Origin of the sequence: Vibrio scophthalmi LMG 19158 (genome assembly GCF_000222585.1) — a bacterium.
Classification (GTDB): domain Bacteria; phylum Pseudomonadota; class Gammaproteobacteria; order Enterobacterales; family Vibrionaceae; genus Vibrio; species Vibrio scophthalmi.
In genome coordinates, this window is sequence record NZ_AFWE01000210.1 from 44,236 (window position 1) to 67,607 (window position 23,372).

Consider the following 23,372-nt stretch of genomic DNA (forward strand, 5'->3'; position numbering starts at 1 on the left):
GAGATGAGGATACGTCACTAAATGTTAGGCAGGGCAACGCTGCTCGACAAAACGGTGAGTAAATTCATTGGCCGAAATCGGTTTAGAAAACAGATAGCCTTGAAAATCATCACACTCTTCTTTATGCAATAATAGTCGTTGCTCTTCATACTCTACGCCTTCGGCAATCACTTTTTTACCCATGTTATGACCAAGCTGGATAATGGTTCTGACTAACATGTGGTCGTTATGCTCGTTAACACAATCATCAACAAACGATTTATCGATCTTCAATACATCAATCGGCAAGTGTTTCAGATAATTGAGCGACGAATAGGCGACACCAAAATCATCAATCGCGATAGTCACCCCTTCATTTTGCAAACGACGGCAGATCTTGGTCACGCGCTCAGTATCTTTCATTAAGGTGGTTTCGGTAATTTCGATTTGCAATAAGTTCGGAGCTAAGCCTGTTTGACGCAGTATATGGCGGATATAAGGGAAAAGGTCGTCGTGGGCAAACTGAACCGTTGAAACGTTGACGGAAATGGTAATTGGCGTGCCGGCGTCTGCCCATTGTTTTGCTTGCTGACAAGCGGTTCGAATCACCCAGCGGCCAATCGCAATAATTTGCTTGGTTTGCTCGGCAATGGAAATGAACTCAAATGGGCTTATTGTGCCTAAGTTAGGGTGCTCCCACCGAATCAGCGCTTCTGCGCCAGTCACGCACTGTGTTTCGACACACACCTTAGGTTGATAGACCAAAGCAAATTGAGCCAACTTGATGGCTTGTTCTAGCTCCGCTTCAATTTGATGGCTACGAATGGTCTCATCTAATAACGACTCATCATACCAACGTACGCGGTTTTTACCGGTTGTTTTCGCTTTGAGCGTTGCGACATCAACGTTTTTCAGCCAAATATCATGATTGTTCGCTGCTTTTTTCAGTGAGGATACCCCAACAGAAAAGGTCACTTGATATGAGCCACGCTCGAGCTCAAATTGAAACTGCTCGGAACGCATCAACTCGCGAACCATACCGCTGACTTGATGTTCGATATTGGCTCGTTCGCAGAGAAGAATAACAAATTCATCGCCTTCTAAACGGAACAATTGTGCCCGATCAATTACGATATATTTGAGTTTTTCAGCGATGGACTTTAACAGCTTATCCGCCTGATGTTGGCCAAAAGAGTCGTTAACATCTTTAAAGTTGTCGACATCGATCTTTAATAATACAAAATCACGATTATGGACACTGGTATCAGCGTAAGCGTTTACATATTCATAAAATGCTCGCCTATTGGGTAATTGGGTTAAAAAATCACTTAAGCTTTCTTTACGATAGACTTTGAGTTGTTCATCAAACTTGCGCTTGTAATAGGTCATTATGGTGGCAAAGACGGTGATCAGTAATAGTTCGATAGCGTCTTCTATTAGTTCAGGCAGTAATTCGGTTGGGGTGGTAAAAAAATAGTGGGCGACGAGTGAAAGAACGATAAATACTGGCCAGATCGTCGCTGGGAATAACACTAAATAGCATAAAGGAAGAAGCAGGAAAGCTTCTTCAATTGCGTCGAGTTCTAAAGGCTCAATTAATCCACCGACAAGAATATGAGTGAAGGAGAGAAAAGCTAATATTTTTCGGCGTCTTAATGATTGAGTAAATAGGGCGGTGATCATGCCAATCGGAAATAACACATATGACCAACCGACGGCGCCATGCTCCATGATCAATGTATATGAAATCAGGCTGATCGCAATAATATAACCAATACGAATCAGAATCTTGATGTCTACTCTTTCGACTATTTTATGCGCGATGTTATTCATTTAGCATCTCGGTAACTTGTTAACTTAACAAGCTATCCTTTGGGCTCTCAAACTACTTATAAATGTGTCAGAAGACACTACCATGGCTTGATTAAGAATTTATCGCTTTGTACGATTTTAAAAATGTTATTCGAGCTAATTCACATCCGATTATTGACCTCGCGCACGGAATTTTGTGCTTAGGCTAATTACTCTAGGGGTGACACTTAACGCAAACATTAGAGGCTGGCAAACCACAGTGAGTTAACTTACCCAAAAAAGAGCTGTGTGTTTATACAGTAATTTTGTTGACATTCTCGTTACGAAAGCTATGCTGTGTATAAACACAGTAACTGGAGGTGAGGTATGTTGTGGGAAACTCTCGAACGCGTAAACCATGCACGCCAACAGGCGATGGCCGACTCTGCATATTTACAATCCGCTAAAGCACATCAAAAGGCGCTACAAGCGCAATCCTATTCTAGTCCTAATTCAACACCTAAGAGTGGCGTGAAATCGCCGAAGAAATTAGCTGACATTTATCAACAAGTCGATTTTGGTTCTAATCCATCAGGGCGTGAGCACTGAGTTGTTCTATTCACTAGAGCTCAATTAGTTCCGCTCTATTCACCATTCATCTAGGTTGAACCCTGTGTTACGAAAAGCCCCGGCACGATGGCTGGGGCTTTTGTTAGTTTGCTTTGGACGTTGCTTCGACTGCCGAATCAAGGTTTCGCAAGTGGTCTGCGTTTTACTAATGTCTCGATAATGATGAACAATAACCCCGCCCAGATCAGGCTAAAGCTTACCAATTTCACTTCATCAAATACTTCACCGAAGAGGAATACGGCCAAAACAAATTGTAAACTCGGTTCAATATATTGCATCAAAGCAACGTTAGACATCGATGTTAATCTAATCGCCATGGAATAAAAAATCAAAGGTAGTAATGTTATTGGTGCCGAGCCGATATAAAGCAGTAGCGTTTGCCAGCCTGATTCTAACGATACCGTTCCTACGGTGGCTTGTTTGATGATCAAATAGCTCAGCGCAAAGGGGGTAAGCAGCAGCACTTCAACAAAAAGACAGGTTGCCCAGTCGTAATTGATTTTCTTTTTAAACCAACCATAAAGAGTAAAAAAGATGGCCATGGTTAGTGCGATATAAGGGACTTGTCCATATTGCATTACTTGATAACTGAGGCCAGCAGTCGCAAGAACTAGAGCGACTTTTTTACCGGCACTAATTTGTTCTTTGAGAACAAATACGCCTAAAGCTGCCATCGTGAGCGGGCTAATAAAAAAGCCTAAACTGGCGTCGATGACACGATCGTTGGTCATTGCCCATGTAAAAGCAGTCCAAGAGATACACATCAGTGTACTAGCAATAAATGCGCGAGATAGTGAGGCTCTATCGGCGAAAATCGTTTTCAAGTCGATCCGTTTACGCTGGGTAAAGATGATCATCAGTGCAGCAAAAGGCACTGATGCCATTAAGCGAAAGGCGAGTAGCTCATCCATCGCGGCATTAGGTAGGAACTGATAGTAAAGCGGTAGTAAGCCCCATAGCGCAAATGAGAGTGCAGCCATGCTATTACCGAAGCGAGAATCGTTCATATTGGTTGATGAGTGTGTAGAACAGGCGGCAATTTTATGCCTAATTAATCCGAAGTAAAGCAATAGATTTTTCTACCGACAGAAGAAAACTTTTATCAATAAAAACAGTTGGATAGAAAGTGAATGTGGCTCAATTATTTACTGGATGTGGATTGATTTATTCAAAAATGAACGCTAAAGTTTTGTTTTCTATAGCCGATGGTTATAATTAGGCAAACCATAAGTAGCAAAGTCGCTCTCGCGATGAATAAGAGCAAAGGATCGATGTTATGAACGACGAAGTGCAGAAGCGCAAGTATTACCGATTGAGGTATCCTAGCCGAGCGATGCCAGTTGTTCGTATACAAGATGAATTATTTCATGTTAGCGAAGTGTCGGAAAAGGGTATTCGTGTGATCATGAATAATCTCACCACGTTATACAAAGGGCTTTCTCTAACGGGAACGCTGAGTTTGAGTGTGGATTGCAAAGTGCCGATAGAAGGAGCAATTTTGCGTTTCGATAAAAACGAAGTGATTATTCAGCTTTATAAAGGTCCATCGTTTAAACATATGGTTGAGCAGCAGCGTCATATTCGCAATAAGTACCCAGCTTATTTTGCTCGTCTACGGGCTAACGCCGCGTAGTACACCAATCGTTCTCCTCTAACATTTTCATTTCACCATTTTATGGCTGAGCAGTAGTATGCCTCTGGGGCGTTGACAACCCGCAGCCATCAAGCCAAACTTTTCTCGCTTCTCGCTTCTCGCTTCTCGCTTCTCGCTTCTCGCTTCTCGCTTCTCGCTTCTCGCTTCTCGCTTCTCGCTTCTCGCTTCTCGCTTCTCGCTTCTCGCTTCTCGCTTCTCGCTTCTCGCTTCTCGCTTTTTTTGTCTCCAAAAACGGTGAAACCCCAGAGGTGGTAAGTCTCTGGGGTTTCGAATTTTTAGAATTTTCGGATGGTAAGGCCGATATTCTTATATGCAAAAGGTTGGCTTTTAATCCAACTAATTCCTCGGTAAAGGAAATTAGATACGGATGAAGTCCATGTGCTCAACTTTTGGCTTGAAAGCGTGACGTTGAACGTCTTGAGGCTTAACTTTAACTTCAGCGCCATCGATCACTAGAACGATACCTTCGTAGAACTCAGGCTTGTCCATTTGGTTAACGATGTCGTTGTGGTTAAGAACGATTGATACTGGAGCTTCAGAACCACCGTAAACGATAGCAGGGAATTTACCAGCGTGACGTAGGCGGCGGCTCGCACCTTTACCTAGTTCAGTACGTACTACTGCTTCAAATTTCATAGTATTACTCTCGTAAAATTAATATAGATTTCACAACACGATGCGACCTCGTGTCGTGGTATACGCTGCGGGAAACCAAATGGTAACTCTAACAGCGAGCGCGGATACTAGCACTCTATCCCAATTTGAGCAATACCTTTGGCGTCTATGTGGTGAGATTCTAAGCGTTAAAAAAGGCTTTTGGGTGAATTGGTTAGTTAACCGACAATCAACGGTAATCTCTTATTTGTTGTTGATTTAAAATAGCCGAACAACATCAGGTTTATATGAACGCTATCTGAACGAATATGTCACGATAGGTTAAGCATTACAATCGTAATCTAGCTCCAAAATACGTGACTGATTTAGGAGTAAGTTATGAGCCCAGTAAGCATTGTTGTAATTACGTTGAATGAAGAAAAACGCATTGGCCGTTTATTAGAAGATCTTAGCCAACAAACACACCAACAGTTTGAAGTTATCGTCGTCGATTCAAGTAGTGATGATAATACGATTGAGGTCGCGCAAGCATATCAGAGTGCGTTGCCTGCTTTAACCGTCCATAAAATGGAACAACGCGGAGTGAGTTTAGGCCGCAATACCGGAGCCAGTTTAGCTCAGCATGAGCGTTTGCTGTTTCTCGATGCCGATGTTCGTCTTAGCCCTACCTTTTTAACTTGCGCGCTTGAGCAGTTAGAGCAAAAACAGCTCGAAGTTGCCGGTGTTTATATGGGCGCTCAATCATTACCTCTGATCCATAAACTTGGTTATGGCCTGTTTAACCTAGGTTTGTTTGTGACCCAATTTACTTTTCCGACTGCAGTGGGGGCGTGTATTTTTTCCACCAAACTGGTACACCAACGTATTGGTGGTTTTGATGAACACATTACTCTTTGCGAAGATTGTGACTATGTGAAACGTGCGAGTAAAACTTGGCGCTTTCGTTTTTTAAATCTGACGTTTGGTTTTGATCCGCGTCGCCTTGATCAAGATGGCATCTTTAAAATGGGGGCCACTTACCTAAAAGCGAATGTGCGCCGCTTCTTTTTTGGTGAGATGCGTAACAACGAGATGGAATATAAATTCGGTCACTATAACGAACCGCAGCAATAAGAAGGCGGTACGTTAGAGGATGTTGTTGACAGGAGAGGCTCTATTTATCGGCGCATTGCTGGATGCGCTGATTGGCCCCAATTTGTTTGTTCCTGGCGAGCCATTTTTGCTCGCTGCAGGGTATCAATTGCAGCAAGGTGTGTGGAGCGGGCTTATTGCGGTATTCGTAGGCGCAATACTAGGCGATCATATTAGCTATTTTATTGGTCGTTATTTAGGGGGGCGCGCTCAAAGAAAGCTGAGTGCGTGGCTGCCAAAAACACGTCGACCTATCGCCCGTTGCCGCCGGTTAATGCACCAGAAAGGCAATTATGTATTAACGTTCGCTCGTTTACTTGGTCCAATTGCTTGGGTCGTCCCTTTTATGGCCGGCAGTAACAAAATTTCATGGCGACGTTTTGCAGCGTTTGATCTCGTTGGTGTTCTTCTGGGGGGAGGGCAGTTCGTCATGTGGGGTTATCTTCTGGCCATTGGTGTTGATCAGTTCCCTCTTTTAACACAAGCTCAGGCAGTATTGGTTGAACATCAATATTTGCTCCTCATCTTGATTTGTTGCATTGTTTTTCTCTATTTTGGTCGCAAGTTACGTTGGCGATTTTTCTTCGCTAAATCAACCCTATTTGCCTTTTCACTGATGTTATTGGCAAATTACAGTCATTTTTTCTGGTTTGCTGATGATTTTCAAAAGCAGTCTAAAGACGAAAGCTATAAGCAGGTTGTGGTGGATGCCAATCAATTGCTGTTCAAAGCCTACCCGGGTAAATCCGGCGTATTTGATGCTCAGGCGATCAACGTTGTCTATATTGGTGAAAACCCCCGTAGCTTGATGAAGAAGTTGGGTTGGATAGAAAATCAAACTTTTTCACGTAATGACATCGAATTTAAAGACTACTTACGTTTGCTACGGGACAAAAAACCACCTGTATCTGATTTGTTTTGGCACGGGTTACCGCAAGAAATGGCTTTTCAATTGCCGGGGGACTTAATGCATCGTAGCCATATTCGTTGGTGGCAAGTAGGGATTGATGGCTCCACGGAAAAACCGATGTGGGTTGGGGCATTAAGTTATGATAATGGATTACAATTCACACCGTATTCGGGCATTTTTACGGTCTTGCACAGTATTGATCCTAATGTGGACACAGAGCGTGATCGTTTAGCGGCACAAATAACTCGATTATTGCCTCACCATCTCACCTTATTACAACCGCTATCAAAGCCGCGTCGACAAGATGATGAGCATGACTATTCTACCGACGGTCGAATTTTGATGATTCAAGAGCAGAGCTTGCTTTCCATCCAATCTCATCGCTCTTGAGAACAAGTGAGTTGTTGTTAGCTTATCTCGGCCATAGGTGGGTAGCTGCAGTCTAATTGTATTGGGACCTAAAATCGGAAGGGGTCATGTTTTTCACGGTTTTAAACTGACGATTAAAATTAGACAGATTATTAAAGCCGCTCAGTTCCGCAATAACAGCCACTGAAAGTTCTGAGTTGAGCAGCATTTCACATGCCTTACCTATGCGAAATCGTTTTAAATGATCAGAAAAACTTTCGACAAAATGTCGCTCAAACAGTCGATAGGCGGAGCTCTCACTAATGTGCAGGGAGCGGCACAAATCACTGATCTTAATGGGTTCTGCGTAGCGCTGTTCAATGAAGTTTTTTGCCGCTTCAACTCGCTTACTTGATTCTTCATCGCTATTTCTAACGTGTAAACCATAGGGATTAACCGAGAGTTTACTGGCGTTTACATCATCAGCAAGCAAACTGAGCGATTGCAATACGCGCAGCAGCTGATGATGTGGTTCATAGCTTTCAAGATCATTGAGGGTATGAAAAATTTTCTCAGTGGTCTCGTCACTAAATATCACCCCATGATCTGCTCTATGGAGAAATTTCTTAATGGATTTAAGTTCAGGCATGCTTTCAACCAATGACTCAATCCATTGATGACGAAACCACAAAATCATCGAATAGTGGCCTTGGTCTTTATCATCATGAATGGTACCAGAGACCATATGAGGTAAGCCCGGACCAAACAAAAATAAGCTATTGCGTCGGATGGTCGTCACGCTGTCACCTGCAAAGCAAGTGCCTTGAAAGACATGATTTGGATCGCGATAAAGCACCAACTCATACTCAGAATGGTAGTGCCAGGGGCAAGAGAAGTGCTCAGTCTTTTTTTTACAATGATATTCTTTGAATTGCCAGTTGAACTGATTGTTATTTAATACATTTTCTATTGTTGGCTTCATCGCATGATTCCTTTCTGTGCTGATGACTAGATTACTTGGCTAGGTAAAATCAGTCAAAAAAAAACCTAGAAATGAAGGGAAAGTATTATTAGTCGGCGGCAAGTTATTAATTGATTTGTTCTATTTTGAGTAGACTGAGGGCATTGAGTTAGGTCTGGCCAGACAACAATTAAAACAGGTTAGGAGTGGTGTATGTTCAAGGAAAAAACAGCCTTGATTTTTTTGATTATGACTTTTGTTTCGGGATTATGTGGTTCATTTTTTTACCCGTTATCGAGTTTATTTATTATAGAAGCATTGGGCGCGAGTCCTGCGATGCTAAGCGCGTATATGATTTTGTCGATATGCTCCGCCGTTGTGGTGTCTCAGTTTATGGCGGTCAAGTCAGATAAAGGTTGGAATCGTAAAACTGTATTATTGGTGGCATTGAGCTGTTACTTAATCACGGTATTAGCGTTCAGTGTTATCCGCAATTACTACTTAGCTGTCGGTATTGCAGTGATATTTGGTAGTTTAAGTGGCTCGATTTTTGGCCAATTATTTGCCCTTGGGCGTGAATATGCCGACGAACATATTGAAGACAGTACGACGTTTTTGGCGGTGATGCGTGCGGGTATTGCCATTGCCTGGGTGGTTGGGCCGCCCATTGCCTTTATCTTAAAAGCCTCTTTTGGTTTTAGTGCTTCGTTTGCTGCGGCTGCTGTCGCGACACTATTGAGCATTATTCTGGCATTTATGTATTTGCCAAGCAGCGTCATGAAAGCAAAGAAAGTCGTCGAAGAGAGCAAAGGGCCTTTTAGCCGTACCGTGATTTTATTCTCGATAGCCTTGGTTTTCATGTTTAGTGCCAATAACTTATATGTCACTACGATGCCGCTTTATTTGACGCAAGAGCTAAAGGTAAATGCCAGTTGGGTGGGTTATATGTTTGGTTTTGCTGCGTTGTGTGAAATTCCAATCATGCTTAAAGTCGGAAGAATGGCCGCCAAGTTTGGCACAATGAAACTACTGGCATTGTCTTTAGTCAGCGGTTGCTTATTCTTTGTTGCGATGTTGAATGTGACCGAGTTTTGGCAATTACTTTCGATTCAGTTGTTGAACGGTGTCTTTATCGGTGTCACGGCAACTCTGGGTATGGTCGCTATTCAAGATATGATGCACGATCGATTAGGGACGGCGTCTACGTTGTTCTCTAACCTAATGCAAGTGAGCATGTTGTTTGCCAGTTTGTCTGTCGGTTTTGTCGGTGAACTGTACAGCTACTACTGGGCGTTTTATATCTGCCTTACTTCCGCGCTGTGTTCGTTGGTACTGCTGAGTTATTTCGTCTTAAACGAAGCGCGAGCAGATAAGTTGAAGCTAGCGCAACAAGCTAGCTAATCCTTGCATGACTTGAATCGGTAAAGGATGAAAAACAAAGGCTTGCCATTATTGTGGCAAGCCTTTTTTTGTTATTGGCGTTGTGTGGTTAGACACACCATCAATGGGCGCAAGACAAGAGTCTAATGGCTCAGCTTCATGGTTAACATCGCTTTTACACCACCCATAGCACTATGAGTGAGTGAGAGGTTACCCCGATAGCTGTGAACCATTTCACTGACGATATTCAGCCCCAGTCCTGTTCCTGGCGTGGTTTCATCTAAGCGAACTCCCCGTTTTACGACATGTTCGAGTTGATCGTCAGGAATACCTGGGCCATCATCTTCCACAATGATGCAGACATTTTCTTTGTCGATCAGACTGGCGTGAACACGAATAATTGAATTCGCCCACTTATAGCCATTTTCGAGCAAGTTACCCACCATTTCATCCAGATCCGTCGGATCAACGGAGACGTCGAGTGCGTCATCAATCTCATTGATCAACGTGATCTCACGAGCGGCATAGACTTTATCAAAGGCCATTGAAATCGCATCAATTCGCTCGGCCGGTGAGGCTTTAACTGACAAGATGTTTTTTGCGCCCGCCATGCGGGCGCGGCCAAGATGGTAGTCAATCTGGGTTTGAATTTGATCAACAGGTGGTTGCAACTTGGCTTTTAACTCTGGTTCACAGTGTTGCACTTCGTTTTTGAGTACTGATAAAGGCGTTTTTAGTGCGTGAGAAAGATTGCCGGCATGGTGGCGAGCGCGTTCTAACAATTCTTGATAGTGGAATAACAACGCATTCAAATCGTACACCAATGGCGAGATATCTTTGGGATAATCACCACTTAGACTGGTTTTGTAACCACTGCGCAATTCGCTGAGTTCTTTATGCATTTTGGTCAATGGGCTTAAAGACCAAGCGATCTGAATTAAGATCACGGCTAACACGCCAAGATAGAGTAGGACGAGAATCACCCAAAGCTCACCCATCAATTTTTGTACCGTATCTTCGATTGGCTGTTCATCGACCCCGACTAAAACGGTAATTGGGCCATCGTATTCAGGAAAATAGAGATTAGAGTGAACAAAAATGAGCTTTTCACCGCGAGCGCCGAGCGCTTCGGTTTGTTTATCCTTTAACTCGATATTTCGATCCCACAGCGAGCGCGAACGCAGTTCATTGTCTGCAGTAGATGCGTACCAATAGAGACCACTATAAGGTTGAGAGAAGCGCGGATCGGAGAGTTGTGCTGAAAGAGTGAGTTTCCCCGCTTTATCGACCTCTAAATTGCCCGAGATCTCATCCATATACAGAGAAAGCTGAGATTTGGTGTCGGTAACCATGTAGTTGAACACTTGCGAAGGAACCGTCACGCCAGCGGCAATGATCATCGCGGTAAGCCAAACAACCGCCGCCAATACAAGGCGGCTTTTGAGACTAAGGCGTTTAATAAACGGTAGCTTATTAATCCGCATTCAACTGGTACCCTAAACCGCGCACGGTTTTGATGACATTCGGAGCGATTTTTTTGCGGATACGACCAATGAATACTTCGATGGTGTTGGAGTCGCGGTCGAAATCTTGCTTGTAAATATGCTCAACTAATTCGGTTCGTGAAATGACTTTTTCAGCGTTATGCATAAAGTAGGCAACCACTTTATATTCCAACGCAGTTAAGCTTACTGCTGAGCCTTGCCACATCACTTTTGATGTTCGGGTATCAAGGCTTAGGTTACCCACTTGCATAACTGGTGATGCGTTACCTGAAGCTCGGCGCAGTTGAGCACGAATACGTGCGGTTAACTCAACCATTTCAAATGGCTTGGTTAGGTAGTCATCAGCACCAGCATTTAAGCCTTCTACACGTTGTGTCAGGGTATCACGCGCACTCAAAATGACCACTGGCGTATTGATATTCTCGTCGCGAATACCTTTTAATACCGTTAAACCATCAATTTTTGGTAAACCTAAATCAAGCACTATCACATCCCACTGTTCAGAAGTGGCACGGTAGAGTGCATCGATGCCATCGGTCGACAGCTCTGGCACCCAGCCCGTTTGTTCTAATGCTTCAATAATCTGTTCGCCAAGACGAGGTTCGTCTTCCACTACTAATATTTTCATTATTTTATTCTTCTGTGTTTTTGAGGGCTTTCTTCAAATGTCGACCACTGATTTCGATCATGTCTAACGTTTGCGCGTTGTACTCAACCTTGATGATATTATTGTTGTAATTGATCTTGAGTTCATAAATCCAAATATCATCATCTTCCTCTAACTCAACCTTAATAATGCGGCCACGCAGGTCGCGTTCGACTGCGGCATACATTTCAGAGAAAGGGCGAATATAGCCTTTTTGCACCGCTTCGTAGACTTCGTCTTGGTCTTCTTCAAATTCAATCTTTGCGCCGGGCTTTTCGACGTCACGTACCAGTGCATGGCCATCATTATGTTTGTCGCCGTGATTACTGTCACCACTGTGCCAATCGGCATAGCTGGGTAGCGAGAGCAGGCTGCATCCTGTCACGGTAATTAAGCCGACAATGAGCTTTTTAAACATAGCGTTACCTTTGCGCAAATTCTTCTGGGTATGATAAATAATGCAACATGAACACAAAGTGAATCATCAAGATCCACTGCGTGCAGCCTTCCACTGTCAGTATTAACCGTCAGTGAGCTCATCGGCAAAGATTTTATCGCGCATTTTCCAAAAACGTCCCACTTTACGCGCGATCACGAACTGTGGCGGGCGGAAACGGTGCTGATTGGCGATGACTTTGCTCGGTGATGATTCGGTAAAGGGGCGATGTTTATCCGCGAGATGAGGGCGAACAAACTGCGCTAAAAATGTCTGTTTCTGCTTCGGCGTATTGAGTGACCAAAACTCGTGCACCGCAGCTTGGTTTTCACCACGGTAGGTCACTTTGAGTTGGTTCTTACCTTTGTCGTCTTTAAATAGATTAAAGTCCATTTCAAGGCATTCGTATACTAAGGCATCTTTTAGGTTCAGCGCCTCTTTAAGCTTTTTATCTGGGTCAACTAAGGTAGCATCACACTCGTGGCAAATGCGCGCGGCGATATCATTGTCTGCGCCACATTCGCCGCAATATTTGGCGCGGAAGCGGTACCCGCAATGCTCACGCTCTCCAGTGTCGTCGTCTTCAAAATAGCCTTGGCAACGGCGGCCAAAATGCTCAATTAAAAAGCCGTTGTTATCCAACTTGCCCCAAAAGTTGTTATTAAAACCACAGGCAGGGCAGGGAATGGTGATGATTTCACTGTCGGAATCTGGTTTAGGATTGCCCACCTCTGGCTGATACAAATCGTAGCTGTTACCCGCGTAGTCAAGCACCAAGCATTCTGTTTTTCCCGGTGACAAACGCAAACCTCGGCCAACAATTTGTTGATATAAACTAACAGATTCGGTCGGGCGTAAGATAGCAATCAGATCAACATGTGGCGCATCAAAGCCAGTGGTTAATACCGACACGTTGACTAAGAATTTAATCTCACGCTGCTTAAAGCGTTGAATAATCGCATCGCGCTCTGGTGTCGGGGTGTCACCAATCACAATCGCGGTTTGTCCTTGTGGCAATAAACCGAAGATTTCTTGTGCGTGACGCACCGTTGCAGCGAAGATCATGATGCCTTGTTTATCGGCGGAAAACTGTATGATTTGTTGGACGATCTGCGGTGTGGCACGCTTAGCTTGGTCAATAACCATGTCCATTTCCGCTTCTTTATAGCGCCCCGTGCTAGCGGGTTTTAACTGTGAAAAGTCGTAACTTAAAACGGGCGCATCCATCATTTTCGCGGGCGTGAGGAATTCTTCATCAAGCAAGTAACGAATGGGTAACTCGAAAATACAATCACGAAAGAAGCGTGGTTCTTCACTGCGTACTTGACCACGGGTGTGATATTGATAGATCCAGCCTACGCCTAAGCGGTATGGCGTCGCCGTTAAACCAAGCACCTTCATCCCGGGATTTAGTTCTCGCAGATGAGAGATCACTTTTTGGTAGCTGGAGGTTTTTTCTTCCGGTACACGGTGACATTCATCAATCACCAACAGTGAAAACTGGTCTTTAAATTCATCCAGATTACGCACCACGGATTGTACCGATGCAAAAACCACTTGTTGATCGGTCTCTTTACGGCCTAAACCGGCGGAGAACACCGCGCCTTTGAGATCATAACCTTCGTACTTGGCATGGTTTTGTTCAACCAGTTCTTTTACATGTGCCATCACCAATACGCGGCCTTTGGCAAGGCGCGCCAGCTCGGCAATGACTAAGCTTTTACCCGCTCCGGTTGGCAGCACAATGACGGCTGGAGTGGTGTGTTTACGAAAGTAATGTATGACCGCTTTTACTGAGTCGGCTTGATAGGGGCGCAGGGTGTACATAAATTATGTGAAATAGCTCAACTATTTGTCTTAGGCGCACTATAATAGCGCAGCTAACAGAGATGAGGTATCTATGGCTCAAAATAAAGTGCAGCAAGAAAAAGCACGTTTAGACAAATTTTTATGCGACACGTTGGACGTGACACGCCGTGAAGCGACGATTCTAGTGAAACGTGGCGAAGTAACGATTGATGGTGAGATTTGTAAGATCACATCAGTAAAAGTGACCAATGAGAACGTGGTTATGTGGCAAGATCGCGAGCTTAAAATGCGCGGTCCTCGCTATATCATGCTATTCAAGCCGGATGGCTTTGTATGTTCACATGACGAAGGCGCTCATCCAACGGCACTGGCTTTGATCGATGACATTAAAAAAGAAGATTTGCATTTTGCTGGTCGTTTGGATGTGGATACCACAGGTTTAGTTTTGGTGACGGATGATGGCCAATGGTCTCACCGCATTACCGCACCGAAGCACAAATGTGAAAAAACCTACCGTGTCCTACTTGCTGACGCGATTGGCGATGATTATGCAGAAAAACTGGCGCAAGGCATTGAGCTTCGTAATGAGAAAGGCCTAACGGCACCAGCGAAACTTGAGATTGTTGACGCGGCAAACAATGAAGTGTTGCTGACCATCACTGAAGGTAAATACCACCAAGTGAAGCGTATGTTTGCAGCATTAGGTAACAAGGTTGATGAACTGCACCGCGAACGTATTGGCAGCATCGTACTAGATGAGAATCTAGAACCGGGTGAATACCGCGATTTAACCCAAGAAGAAATTGATTCTATTTGGAAATAATTCGCCGTTTAGCAGTCGAAAAAAAATGGATTGCGCTTCCTAGTGAGAAATAATACTCATATTAGGAAATTATTTATTTCCTATTGAGAAGTAGTCTTTTGCGCTATTTTCAACGACGATAGACCAGATACCCTAAGGATAGGTTTGTCTCAAACTCTGTTTGGTTGCAGCAAGGAGCGCTGCAGCGCAATCGCAACCGACTAGGAGACGTATGTCTGCCACTGCTTCACAATCCAATGCCCCACAAATCAATTTTCTTCTCTTTCTTGTCTTGGGTGCCATTGGCGCGTTAACACCGCTCGCTATTGATATGTATTTACCAGCGATGCCGACTATTGCTCGTGATTTGGGCGTTGGGGCTGGCGAAGTACAAATCACTTTAACAGCCTATACCGCAGGTTTTGCAATAGGACAATTGTTTCATGGTCCGCTCGCCGACAGCTTTGGCCGCCGACCGGTCTTGATCCTTGGGGTGTTATTGTTTGGTATCGCTTCTGTGGTTAGTGCGACCACCAATGGTATTGATGCCTTAACTTGGGTACGCACAGCGCAAGGTTTTGCGGGCGCAGCGGCAGCGGTAGTCATTCAAGCTGTTGTACGTGACATGTTCGATCGCGAAGATTTCGCCCGTGCGATGTCTTTTGTGACCTTGGTGATCACCATCGCGCCACTCATTGCACCAATGATTGGTGGTTATTTAGCGATCTGGTTTGGTTGGCGTTCAATTTTCTGGGTATTAGCCGCCTTTGCGGCCATCGTAATCGTGTTAGTGCTGTGGAAAATTCCTGAAACTTTACCTACTGAGAATCGTCAGCCTTTACGAATTGCGACCACGCTACGTAACTACGTGCGGTTGTGCCGCAATCCCGTTGCAATGGGTTTAGTGCTCTCCGGGGCTTTTTCCTTTGCAGGCATGTTCGCCTTTTTAACGGGTGGCGCGTTCGTCTATATTGATATTTATGGTGTGAGGCCTGATCAGTTCGGTTACCTATTTGGCTTAAACATTGTTGCTATGATTATTATGACCAGCATCAATGGCCGTTTAGTGAAAAAAGTGGGTTCTCATGCGATGTTGCGCTTTGGTCTTTGGGTTCAATTGTTTGCCGGCATTGGTTTGTTTGCCGCGTGGATGATGGATCTTGGCTTATGGGGCATTGTGGTGTTTGTTGTGCTCTTTATCGGCACAATATCGACCATCGGTAGTAATGCGATGGGCTTGCTATTGAGTGGTTATCCAACGATGGCAGGTACTGCTTCTTCATTAGCGGGTACGCTGCGTTTTGGTATTGGTTCTATCATTGGTGGTATTGTTGCGGCATTACCGAATGGCGTAGCTTGGCCGATGATAGTCGTAATGACGGCATGTTCACTGTTATCTGCCGCATTTTATTGGTTATACGGAAGAAAGGCTTAATGGCTGAATATACAGTTGAAATTCAAAAGTTGGTTAATGCAGCGTTGGAAGAAATCCATGCTGAGCATCAAGCAAAGAGATTGGTAAATGCACCGGTAGCAAATAACAATTTCTTAATTCGCTGGGTGACAAAATCATTAAAAGCCCAACGATTTCATCGCTGCGTAGTGAGTGATCTGACTCGCTGGCAAAAAGAAGGTCGCACTAAAGGTAATGCTTCAAATCTGATGGCTACCTTTGAGCGTATCTCAGGCTTTTATGCAGAGTTCTTTCCTGAAGGCGAAGAGCCAAAAGCGGTCAAAGATAGCCAAATTAATGAGTTTCTCGACTTTATGGAAGAGAATGACTGGGAAGTATCCACTTCTGAGCCGCTAGTTGGCGTGGGAAAAGTACAGATCTTTATCGAAGGCCAAAACTCATTCGCTCTTTGTACCGAGCAATGCGATAGCTGTTTTGATGGGGAATTGATGGTAAAACCAATGAACTGGTTTGTTCGTGGTAATCATGCAAAATTCATCGAATTAGCGGCGAATGCGGGCTTTATGCTGCACAAAGTGACCGATTACAAATCAAATGTGAAGTATCACGGCGAGTACATTGTTTTCCCAAATAACTTGGGCACTCAATTGGCTGAAATTCCAAACAGTTTTGTTGTCAGCAAATAATCTTACTCAAGTAAGATTAAGCGTGTTCAGGAGCTTCCTAAGGGAAGCTCTTTTTGTATCCTTTTTCAGCAATAACGCGACAAATTGCCATTAGGTGTTGTCATGACCAAAGTAGATCTGTTTATAGTTATCGAGCCAGAGTTCATGCTTTTCCATCACTTTTGAAAACATCCTGCTTTGCAAGTAGTGGTTTAACCATGTTCGTAATTTTGGATAGGGGCTTTGTCTAAACCATTGCTTGTCTATGCGGGCAAATTTGCGCAGAAAGGGGAGTAATGCAATATCCATTAAGCTTTCTTGTTCTGCATACATGAATGTATGCCGAGTCAATCTTTCTTCGAGCGCTTGTAAATACACTTCACACGCCTGACGGCATTCAATAACGTTATCTTCATGATAGCGTTTCGCGCAACTATAAGCATTAAAAGCAGGGATAAAGTCGTGTTCGAAATGGGTAATCAAACTCACCATTATGGGCAGGGCATCGGCCTCATCAGTGCGCAGTAAATTATCCTCATCGCGTTGAGATAACGCCCACAGCATCACTTCTAAGCTCTCTTCAATCACCATCATGGAACGAGGCTTATTTTCAGTTGCAACTACTAAAACTGGCACGCTGCCTTTGGCTGAGGCTAATAACATCGCTTGCGGTTTGTTGTCGAGCTTGATGGCTCGAATCAATACCGACTGATTCGCTCTGAAAATAGCCATACGTGCCCGCATCGCGTAGGGACAGTTTTGCAGAGAGTAGAGAATAGGTATTGTCATTTTTGGGACCGTTCCATCGAGACTATTCAATTTTTAGCTTAACGTTTTTGTCAGTGTTTAACAGTTATTTGAATTAATTGCTCGACACCTGTGGTGAATAAAAAGATGAAATCGATTTGATTTTTTCTAGAAAACTAGATGCGTATTAAACGCCGATGGAAAATTAGGCTTTCTCACTAAGTGATAAAAGGGGTTTACGTCATTTTTATCCATCTATCGTCGTTAACGCTATATATCACGTGGATGTGTAATTTAATTTACCAAATGTTACATATTTCAAGCTAAATCAAATTCTTGAATTATGCTAATTTCGCCGCGATCGAAGTGAGGGGAGTCAAATGACTGATAAACCTAGTCTATAGAGACTCTTCATCGCAGTAGAGATATGACTACATAAATATAATAAATATAACGAGTTTACATGAGTGCCTAGTAAGGGCATTTCCATTTGTTCTTTTACCAAGCGTATTAGAACCTCATATACAGGACAAAATATGAACGTTACCAATGAATCGTGGTTAGCTGCGTTAAATACAGGATTGAATACCGCAGTAGGGGCCATAAACGGTGTGCTTTGGGGCCAAGTATTGGTTTATTTGCTGGTGGCTGTCGGTGTTTATTTCACTGTTCGTCTGGGTTTTATTCAAATTCGTCAATTTAAACACGCGACTCAAATCTTAAAAAGCGGGCGTGAAGTTGATAATGGACTTAGCTCTTACCAGGTGTTTTGTACCTCGATGGCGGCACGTGTCGGTACCGGGAATATGGCGGGTGTTGCCGTTGCACTAACCGTTGGTGGCCCAGGGGCGATTTTCTGGATGTGGTTGATTGCTTTATTCGGCATGGCCACCGCTTTTATTGAGTCAACCTTGGCTCAGATTTACAAAGTAAAAGATGTCGATGGCCAATACCGTGGTGGCCCTGCGTACTATATGGAAAAAGGCTTGGGCCAACGTTGGATGGGCTCGTTGTTTTCCATTTTCCTCATCATCGCTTTTGGTTTGGTGTTTAACGCAGTACAGGCGAACACGATTACCGATGCATTGAGCCACTCTTTTGGATTCAATGAGGTGATTACGGGCGTTGTGATTGTGACTTGTTCAGCGTTTGTCATTATGGGCGGCTTGCAGAAAGTGGCCAAAGTATCGACCAGCATCGTTCCGATTATGGCAATCGGCTATCTCGCGATTGCGTTAATTATCGTTGTAATGAACGTAACAGAAGTGCCAGCGGTGCTGATGTTGATTGTCAAAAGTGCTTTTGGTTGGCAAGAAGCAGCAGCCGGTGGTGTGGCCTATACGATTGCACAGGCGATGCAAAGTGGTATCGCTCGAGGCTTATTCTCTAACGAAGCAGGTATGGGTTCGGCTGCAAACGTCGCAGCGAGTGCGACACCAAACCCGAATCACCCGGCATCACAAGGTTTTGTGCAAATGCTGGGTGTATTTGTTGATACTTTAGTTATCTGTACGGCTTCTGCTGCAATGATTATGCTCAGTGGAGTAATGGATCAGCCAGATGCAGCAACGGGTATCAGTCTGCTACAACAAGCGCTAACCAACGAGTTAGGTTCTTGGACCAGTTACTTTATGGCTGCCGCTATCATTTTATTCTGCTTCACTTCCATCATTGCTAACTACAGCTATGCAGAAACCAACGTGATGTTCCTTAATGGCAACAGTAAAAGAGGCCTATTTGTTTTCCGCCTTAGCGTACTAGGTATGGTGATGTTTGGCTCTGTTGCTTCTCTACCGGTGGTATGGAACCTAGCCGATGCTTCTATGGGCGCGATGGCTCTGATTAACATTATTGCCCTTGTTCTGTTGTCAAAATTAGCGATCAAAGTGATCAAGGATTATGAAGAGCAGTTAAAGCAAGGAAAAACGCCATCATTTGATCGCACGAAGTTTCCTGAATTGGACACGCTAGAGGATGCGTGGCAATCGAAAGAAACAGACACGGTCGCAAAATAATTGTTGATATGTAGATCCCCACTTAAGCGTGGGGATTTTTTTATCTCAATCTCAACTGACACTTGATCTTTAGTTTTGATTTCGTATTTAATGCAAGTAATTTTCCATATATCGTCTTATATTTGTGAGGTTCGTTGCATAGCGTGGTATAATTCTGCCCTCAAGTAACCTAGAGAACCGTTATGAACATCACGTTCCCAAAAGACCCTTTATTTAAAAATATTCAATTGTCTTCAGGGATAGCCTTTTTTGTACTGGTTGGGTTCTTTCTATCCTCGTTTTTTGTCATTGTTCGCGACTCATACCAAGCCATTTCTTTTGTTAGTGCTGTCATGGTTGTTAGTTTCATTCGTTATGAATGGCGAGCATTACCTGGTGTCATTCTGGCATGCATAGTCTATTACTCTATCACTGGACGTCATTGGGAGAGTGTTGTGATCCTCTCGTTGATTACACCGATAATGCCGTTCTTGGCATCAAAACTGTTCAATCACCTTGTTGGTGATATGGGTGATAAATCAGTATCTTATGTTTTAAAGACGTACTTTGTTTTGATTGGTGTTGGGCTGCCATTGTTAAGTACATTTACCTTGCTAAGTGTTACTCATTTACTCAATGTTCCTCCGGTGAGCTCCGGGTTTATTATTTACTCGATACTGGGTACTTATCTGACGCATTTATTAGTGACTCCTTTGCTTTACATCACTCTTAATGCTTGCGTGAGTAACGGTAATACAACGCTGGTAAAACTCGATGCAAACTTACGTACCTCGACGGATCGTGATATCGGTTACTTATCTTGGCTATTGATCTGTATTGCGATTATCGCGACTGCATTGACACATCAAAACTCGTTTGTTCTTAATGCTCTTTGCTTTTGCCTATTGGTCGTGGTGGTATCAGGATTTGGTCGACATGGTTTGGTGCGCCCACTGATTATTGGGGCTATCACTATATTGACGATTACCCATGATGAGATTTATCGAGTCAATTATCTCTACGAGTCATCAATAAATCTATCTGAGCTGCTGATTATTGTTTCGGTCATCACGACGCTGGCTTATTTGCTGGGCAGTCAATCGATTAAGCACTATGAAATGGCGCAAAAGCAAATTGCTTTTGAGCGTATTGACCCTTACACCGGGCTGTACAACATTGCTCAATTGAAAGAAGATCTTGACGCTAAAAAAGAACTGGTACTGATTTATCTCGATATTACGCCAACGATCAGTCACGTTTCAGATTTAGATCAAGAGGGAAAATCGCAGCTGATTCGTCAGCTGCATGAGTTTCTTTGTTATAAAATTAGAGACTTGGAACATTGTTATCGGCCACCTTTCACGACCGGCATTCTCGGCTATGCGAAGCTTAATGATGCACTAGATAAGGATTTAAATCGCGTTAGCAATTACCTGAAAAAGTTTCAATTCTATTGGCAGGGGACATCGATATCTTTAATGAGCCCAACCTTGTATTGCACGCATATTCATCCAGACAAAGATGTTGAGAAAACGGTTTCAGCTCTATGTGAACAAAGACCTAGCTATGGACGCTCTGTGCATTGGGTAGATGTGCATACTTCACCGGTTGCAGGCCTTGATAAGCTGAGTTATATCCAGCAATTATTTAAAAATGATAGATTTGAGCTAAATTGCCAGCCTTACGCAAATTTGGCCGATCCAAACAGTAACGCGCATAGCTTTGAAGTGCTACTTCGGATTAGAAACCTCGATGGTACAATTGTCTCGCCCGCCGACTTTTTCCCACTAATCAACCTATTTGGGTTTGAGGTAGAGTTGGATCGATGGGTCGTTGAACACACTTTTCAATTGCTCAACGAAAACGTCGAAGACTGGCAGCGTATAGATAAGTGCTCAATTAATCTTACGGCGAAAACACTTGGGGTAGACTCTTTAGCGGATGAGATTTTGAGCAAAGCTCGACGTTATCATGTTCCTTTGTCGCGCATTTGTTTTGAAATCACAGAGTCCTCGGCACTGCAAAATGAGCAGCAAGCCATAGAGACACTGACTCAGTTACGGCAAGCGGGCTGTAAGATTGCGCTGGATGACTTTGGTACCGGCTACGCCAGTTTTGCCTACCTAAGAACGTTACCTCTTGACGTGCTGAAAATCGATGGTGCTTTCATTAAGGATCTTCCGCACAATGAGACTGATTGCTTGATCGTAAGCTCCATTTGCAGCGTCACGAATGATATGCAATTAGAAACGGTGGCTGAGTTTGCCGAAACTGAAGCGCATATCGAAATATTAAAAGGGCTCGGTATTACCTACGCACAAGGCTACGCGGTGGCGAAACCACGTTCACTTAAATCATTTCTTAAGACAATCAGCGATGTTAAAGAGAGCTGCCTCAGTATTTAATGACGTTACGAAATGGCTCTATTAGTCACGCTACAGCGTTTGCATATCGAGATTGACCATTAACGCGCTCTGCGCACAATGGCTTTGACCATCCCTTTAAAGATAAATAAGTGGGCGGGCATCATCGCGAACCAGTAGAGTAGCCCTTTGAAGCCCTGTGGGTGCCACCATGCGGTAATGTTGAGAAGGCGAGTCTCACCTTGATCGGTGATAGTAAACTCTAGTCTGCCGAGTCCAGGCCCTTGCATGCCAAAGAGCAGTGATAGAAACTGATTTTGTTCACAGCGAATCACTTTCCATGAATCAATGTAGTCTCCGACTTTTAGCGCAGACCCTTCCGGCGAACGGCGAATAGGTTTCCCTCCACCAAAAAAGATATCCAGCCATTCGCGAGTGCGCCACAGCAAATTGGCAAAAAAGTAGGGGTCTTTTTTATTACCTAAGGTCTTGACCACATTCCATAATTGTTCACTAGTTAAGGTGGTTTCAATACTTGCCCCTGTCTGTTTTGGGTAGTAGCCATAACCGGCTTGCCAGCGGTTTAACGCCGCAGGGTCGAAGCCCCAAACGTTGCTTCGGACAAATTTTCCTTCTTGCTCAATGCTGGTTTTAACCATCTCTTCAAACGATATCATGTTTTGTGGAAAACGCGCCTCAAGCGTTGAAGCATCAGCGATAAAATCATGCTCTAACCCGGCGAGCAGCGCAGAACCAATACTTGCAGGAACGGAAGTGACCATGCCTAGCCAATAGGAGGCTATCTTCGGCGTGAGTAATGATGTGGCATAAAGGCGATATGGTTGGTGGCTGGCATCGCAAATGACTCTAAATTGCTCACGATAAGAGAGCAGATCCGGCCCGCCTGCTTCATACAATTGATCCTCACCACTAGGTTGGTCGGCCAGTTGTAATAAGTAGTAATTGAGGTTTTCTAAGGCAATCGGATTGGCTTTAGAATCGACCCATTTAGGGGTGATTAACACCGGCAAGTTATAGACAAAATCACGCATGATCTCAAAGGTTGCTGATCCTGGGCCGATAATCACACCTGCGCGGATTTCGGTAATAGGTATGCCACTTTGACGCAGGATATCACCGGTTTTCTTGCGTGCGAGCAGGTGCTCAGAATTTCCTGTTTGTGGTTGAAGGGCACTGAGGTAGATCACTTGCTCAACGTGACTTTTTTCCAGTGCTGCTTTGAAATTTTCCGCTAGTGAGACTTCGTAATCGACGAAATCATGTCCTTGTGCCATGCCGTGCACTAAAAAGTAAACAAGATCAAACTGAGGTACTAAGGCGAGAGTGGCGTCCGCATCGGCGAGGTCGAGATAGCAAAGCTCAAGGTTAGGGCGTTCGGGGGTTCGTGCACGCAGATAGTCGATTTGTCGCGCGGCGGCTGTGACGGCGTAACCTTTGTCGCATAGTTTGCCGAGCAATTGAGAACCAATATAACCAGAGGCGCCAAGTACCAGTACTTTCTTCATATTTCTCCCAACTTTCTCAATCTAGGCGAGCAAGGTATGTGTTTGTTTTTAATTGAGTATATAATG

20 protein-coding genes are annotated in these 23,372 nt (G+C 44.0%); 10 read left to right on the forward strand and 10 right to left on the reverse strand.

Going from position 1 to position 23,372, the window contains the following annotated elements; translation table 11 throughout:
• Nucleotides 1-24 precede the first annotated feature (24 nt).
• Complete coding sequence (locus RH88_RS18370; protein ID WP_005598823.1) at nucleotides 25-1,812, reverse strand: putative bifunctional diguanylate cyclase/phosphodiesterase; 1,788 nt, start codon at nucleotides 1,810-1,812, stop codon at nucleotides 25-27.
• Nucleotides 1,813-2,157: 345 nt separating this feature from the next.
• Here RH88_RS18370 and RH88_RS18375 point away from each other — a divergent pair, with 345 nt between their 5' ends.
• Complete coding sequence (locus RH88_RS18375) at nucleotides 2,158-2,379, forward strand: hypothetical protein (protein ID WP_005598825.1); 222 nt, start codon at nucleotides 2,158-2,160, stop codon at nucleotides 2,377-2,379.
• A gap of 137 nt (nucleotides 2,380-2,516) precedes the next feature.
• On the opposite strand, the gene rarD is transcribed toward RH88_RS18375, so the two are convergent.
• Nucleotides 2,517-3,407 (reverse strand): EamA family transporter RarD, encoded by an 891-nt coding sequence (gene rarD, locus RH88_RS18380; RefSeq protein WP_040758027.1) that lies wholly within the window; start codon nucleotides 3,405-3,407, stop codon nucleotides 2,517-2,519.
• A gap of 269 nt (nucleotides 3,408-3,676) precedes the next feature.
• Here rarD and RH88_RS18385 point away from each other — a divergent pair, with 269 nt between their 5' ends.
• On the forward strand, nucleotides 3,677-4,033 hold the full coding sequence (locus RH88_RS18385) for a PilZ domain-containing protein (protein ID WP_005598829.1): 357 nt from the start codon (nucleotides 3,677-3,679) through the stop codon (nucleotides 4,031-4,033).
• Nucleotides 4,034-4,411: 378 nt separating this feature from the next.
• Here RH88_RS18385 and rplY read toward each other — a convergent pair whose 3' ends face one another.
• Entirely contained in the window at nucleotides 4,412-4,690 is a 279-nt protein-coding gene (rplY, locus tag RH88_RS18390; RefSeq protein WP_005598831.1) for a 50S ribosomal protein L25, read from the reverse strand.
• Between the two features lie 357 nt (nucleotides 4,691-5,047).
• On the opposite strand from rplY, the gene RH88_RS18400 reads away from it, so the two are divergent.
• Nucleotides 5,048-5,782: a glycosyltransferase family 2 protein gene (locus RH88_RS18400; protein WP_005598835.1), complete on the forward strand. Its 735-nt coding sequence runs from the start codon at nucleotides 5,048-5,050 to the stop codon at nucleotides 5,780-5,782.
• A gap of 19 nt (nucleotides 5,783-5,801) precedes the next feature.
• Complete coding sequence (locus RH88_RS18405) at nucleotides 5,802-7,100, forward strand: LssY C-terminal domain-containing protein (RefSeq protein ID WP_005598837.1); 1,299 nt, start codon at nucleotides 5,802-5,804, stop codon at nucleotides 7,098-7,100.
• A 52-nt stretch (nucleotides 7,101-7,152) separates the two neighbouring features.
• Here the strand turns inward: RH88_RS18405 and RH88_RS18410 are convergent, their stop codons facing one another.
• The gene (locus tag RH88_RS18410; RefSeq protein WP_005598839.1) at nucleotides 7,153-8,040 is read right to left on the reverse strand and encodes an AraC family transcriptional regulator; all 888 of its coding nucleotides are present in this window, start codon (nucleotides 8,038-8,040) and stop codon (nucleotides 7,153-7,155) included.
• A gap of 192 nt (nucleotides 8,041-8,232) precedes the next feature.
• Here RH88_RS18410 and RH88_RS18415 point away from each other — a divergent pair, with 192 nt between their 5' ends.
• Nucleotides 8,233-9,420, forward strand: coding sequence for a sugar efflux transporter (locus tag RH88_RS18415; RefSeq protein ID WP_005598841.1), 1,188 nt, complete (start codon nucleotides 8,233-8,235; stop codon nucleotides 9,418-9,420).
• Nucleotides 9,421-9,542: 122 nt separating this feature from the next.
• On the opposite strand, the gene RH88_RS18420 is transcribed toward RH88_RS18415, so the two are convergent.
• The 4 genes from RH88_RS18420 to radD form a co-directional block, all read right to left on the reverse strand.
• Nucleotides 9,543-10,883, reverse strand: coding sequence for an ATP-binding protein (locus tag RH88_RS18420; protein ID WP_005598843.1), 1,341 nt, complete (start codon nucleotides 10,881-10,883; stop codon nucleotides 9,543-9,545).
• The gene (locus RH88_RS18425) at nucleotides 10,873-11,532 is read right to left on the reverse strand and encodes a response regulator transcription factor (protein WP_005598845.1); all 660 of its coding nucleotides are present in this window, start codon (nucleotides 11,530-11,532) and stop codon (nucleotides 10,873-10,875) included. Before RH88_RS18425 ends, RH88_RS18420 begins: the two co-directional genes overlap by 11 nt.
• Nucleotides 11,533-11,536: 4 nt before the next feature.
• Nucleotides 11,537-11,968: a PepSY domain-containing protein gene (locus tag RH88_RS18430; protein ID WP_005598847.1), complete on the reverse strand. Its 432-nt coding sequence runs from the start codon at nucleotides 11,966-11,968 to the stop codon at nucleotides 11,537-11,539.
• A 102-nt stretch (nucleotides 11,969-12,070) separates the two neighbouring features.
• Nucleotides 12,071-13,813 carry a DNA repair helicase RadD gene (gene radD / locus RH88_RS18435; protein WP_005598849.1) on the reverse strand — a complete coding sequence of 581 codons (1,743 nt, stop codon included), beginning with the start codon at nucleotides 13,811-13,813 and terminating at the stop codon, nucleotides 12,071-12,073.
• Between the two features lie 73 nt (nucleotides 13,814-13,886).
• On the opposite strand from radD, the gene rsuA reads away from it, so the two are divergent.
• The 3 genes from rsuA to RH88_RS18450 all read left to right on the forward strand — a co-directional run bounded on the left by rsuA (nucleotide 13,887) and on the right by RH88_RS18450 (nucleotide 16,697).
• Nucleotides 13,887-14,618 (forward strand): 16S rRNA pseudouridine(516) synthase RsuA, encoded by a 732-nt coding sequence (rsuA, locus tag RH88_RS18440; protein WP_005598851.1) that lies wholly within the window; start codon nucleotides 13,887-13,889, stop codon nucleotides 14,616-14,618.
• Nucleotides 14,619-14,829: 211 nt separating this feature from the next.
• A complete protein-coding gene (locus RH88_RS18445; RefSeq protein WP_005598852.1) occupies nucleotides 14,830-16,032 on the forward strand; it encodes a Bcr/CflA family multidrug efflux MFS transporter in 1,203 nt (400 codons plus the stop codon).
• A complete protein-coding gene (locus RH88_RS18450; RefSeq protein WP_005598853.1) occupies nucleotides 16,032-16,697 on the forward strand; it encodes a DUF2913 family protein in 666 nt (221 codons plus the stop codon). Before RH88_RS18445 ends, RH88_RS18450 begins: the two co-directional genes overlap by 1 nt.
• Before the next feature lie 90 nt (nucleotides 16,698-16,787).
• Here RH88_RS18450 and RH88_RS18455 read toward each other — a convergent pair whose 3' ends face one another.
• Nucleotides 16,788-17,465, reverse strand: a complete 678-nt coding sequence (locus tag RH88_RS18455) for a glutathione S-transferase (protein WP_081467396.1) — start codon at nucleotides 17,463-17,465, stop codon at nucleotides 16,788-16,790.
• A gap of 494 nt (nucleotides 17,466-17,959) precedes the next feature.
• Between RH88_RS18455 and RH88_RS18460 the strand changes: the two genes are divergently transcribed.
• On the forward strand, nucleotides 17,960-19,438 hold the full coding sequence (locus RH88_RS18460; protein WP_005598855.1) for an alanine/glycine:cation symporter family protein: 1,479 nt from the start codon (nucleotides 17,960-17,962) through the stop codon (nucleotides 19,436-19,438).
• 182 nt (nucleotides 19,439-19,620) lie between these two features.
• Nucleotides 19,621-21,822 (forward strand): sensor domain-containing phosphodiesterase, encoded by a 2,202-nt coding sequence (locus RH88_RS18465; RefSeq protein WP_005598856.1) that lies wholly within the window; start codon nucleotides 19,621-19,623, stop codon nucleotides 21,820-21,822.
• Nucleotides 21,823-21,881: 59 nt separating this feature from the next.
• Here the strand turns inward: RH88_RS18465 and RH88_RS18470 are convergent, their stop codons facing one another.
• Entirely contained in the window at nucleotides 21,882-23,306 is a 1,425-nt protein-coding gene (locus RH88_RS18470; RefSeq protein WP_005598857.1) for a DUF2867 domain-containing protein, read from the reverse strand.
• Nucleotides 23,307-23,372: the final 66 nt, after the last annotated feature.

Coding starts and splice junctions, on each gene's coding strand:
- RH88_RS18370 (WP_005598823.1), bottom strand. CDS start 1,812: ATGAATAACATCGCGCATAAAATAGTCGAAAGAGTAGACATCAAGATT.
- RH88_RS18375 (WP_005598825.1), top strand. CDS start 2,158: ATGTTGTGGGAAACTCTCGAACGCGTAAACCATGCACGCCAACAGGCG.
- rarD (WP_040758027.1), bottom strand. CDS start 3,407: ATGAACGATTCTCGCTTCGGTAATAGCATGGCTGCACTCTCATTTGCG.
- RH88_RS18385 (WP_005598829.1), top strand. CDS start 3,677: ATGAACGACGAAGTGCAGAAGCGCAAGTATTACCGATTGAGGTATCCT.
- rplY (WP_005598831.1), bottom strand. CDS start 4,690: ATGAAATTTGAAGCAGTAGTACGTACTGAACTAGGTAAAGGTGCGAGC.
- RH88_RS18400 (WP_005598835.1), top strand. CDS start 5,048: ATGAGCCCAGTAAGCATTGTTGTAATTACGTTGAATGAAGAAAAACGC.
- RH88_RS18405 (WP_005598837.1), top strand. CDS start 5,802: ATGTTGTTGACAGGAGAGGCTCTATTTATCGGCGCATTGCTGGATGCG.
- RH88_RS18410 (WP_005598839.1), bottom strand. CDS start 8,040: ATGAAGCCAACAATAGAAAATGTATTAAATAACAATCAGTTCAACTGG.
- RH88_RS18415 (WP_005598841.1), top strand. CDS start 8,233: ATGTTCAAGGAAAAAACAGCCTTGATTTTTTTGATTATGACTTTTGTT.
- RH88_RS18420 (WP_005598843.1), bottom strand. CDS start 10,883: ATGCGGATTAATAAGCTACCGTTTATTAAACGCCTTAGTCTCAAAAGC.
- RH88_RS18425 (WP_005598845.1), bottom strand. CDS start 11,532: ATGAAAATATTAGTAGTGGAAGACGAACCTCGTCTTGGCGAACAGATT.
- RH88_RS18430 (WP_005598847.1), bottom strand. CDS start 11,968: ATGTTTAAAAAGCTCATTGTCGGCTTAATTACCGTGACAGGATGCAGC.
- radD (WP_005598849.1), bottom strand. CDS start 13,813: ATGTACACCCTGCGCCCCTATCAAGCCGACTCAGTAAAAGCGGTCATA.
- rsuA (WP_005598851.1), top strand. CDS start 13,887: ATGGCTCAAAATAAAGTGCAGCAAGAAAAAGCACGTTTAGACAAATTT.
- RH88_RS18445 (WP_005598852.1), top strand. CDS start 14,830: ATGTCTGCCACTGCTTCACAATCCAATGCCCCACAAATCAATTTTCTT.
- RH88_RS18450 (WP_005598853.1), top strand. CDS start 16,032: ATGGCTGAATATACAGTTGAAATTCAAAAGTTGGTTAATGCAGCGTTG.
- RH88_RS18455 (WP_081467396.1), bottom strand. CDS start 17,465: ATGACAATACCTATTCTCTACTCTCTGCAAAACTGTCCCTACGCGATG.
- RH88_RS18460 (WP_005598855.1), top strand. CDS start 17,960: ATGAACGTTACCAATGAATCGTGGTTAGCTGCGTTAAATACAGGATTG.
- RH88_RS18465 (WP_005598856.1), top strand. CDS start 19,621: ATGAACATCACGTTCCCAAAAGACCCTTTATTTAAAAATATTCAATTG.
- RH88_RS18470 (WP_005598857.1), bottom strand. CDS start 23,306: ATGAAGAAAGTACTGGTACTTGGCGCCTCTGGTTATATTGGTTCTCAA.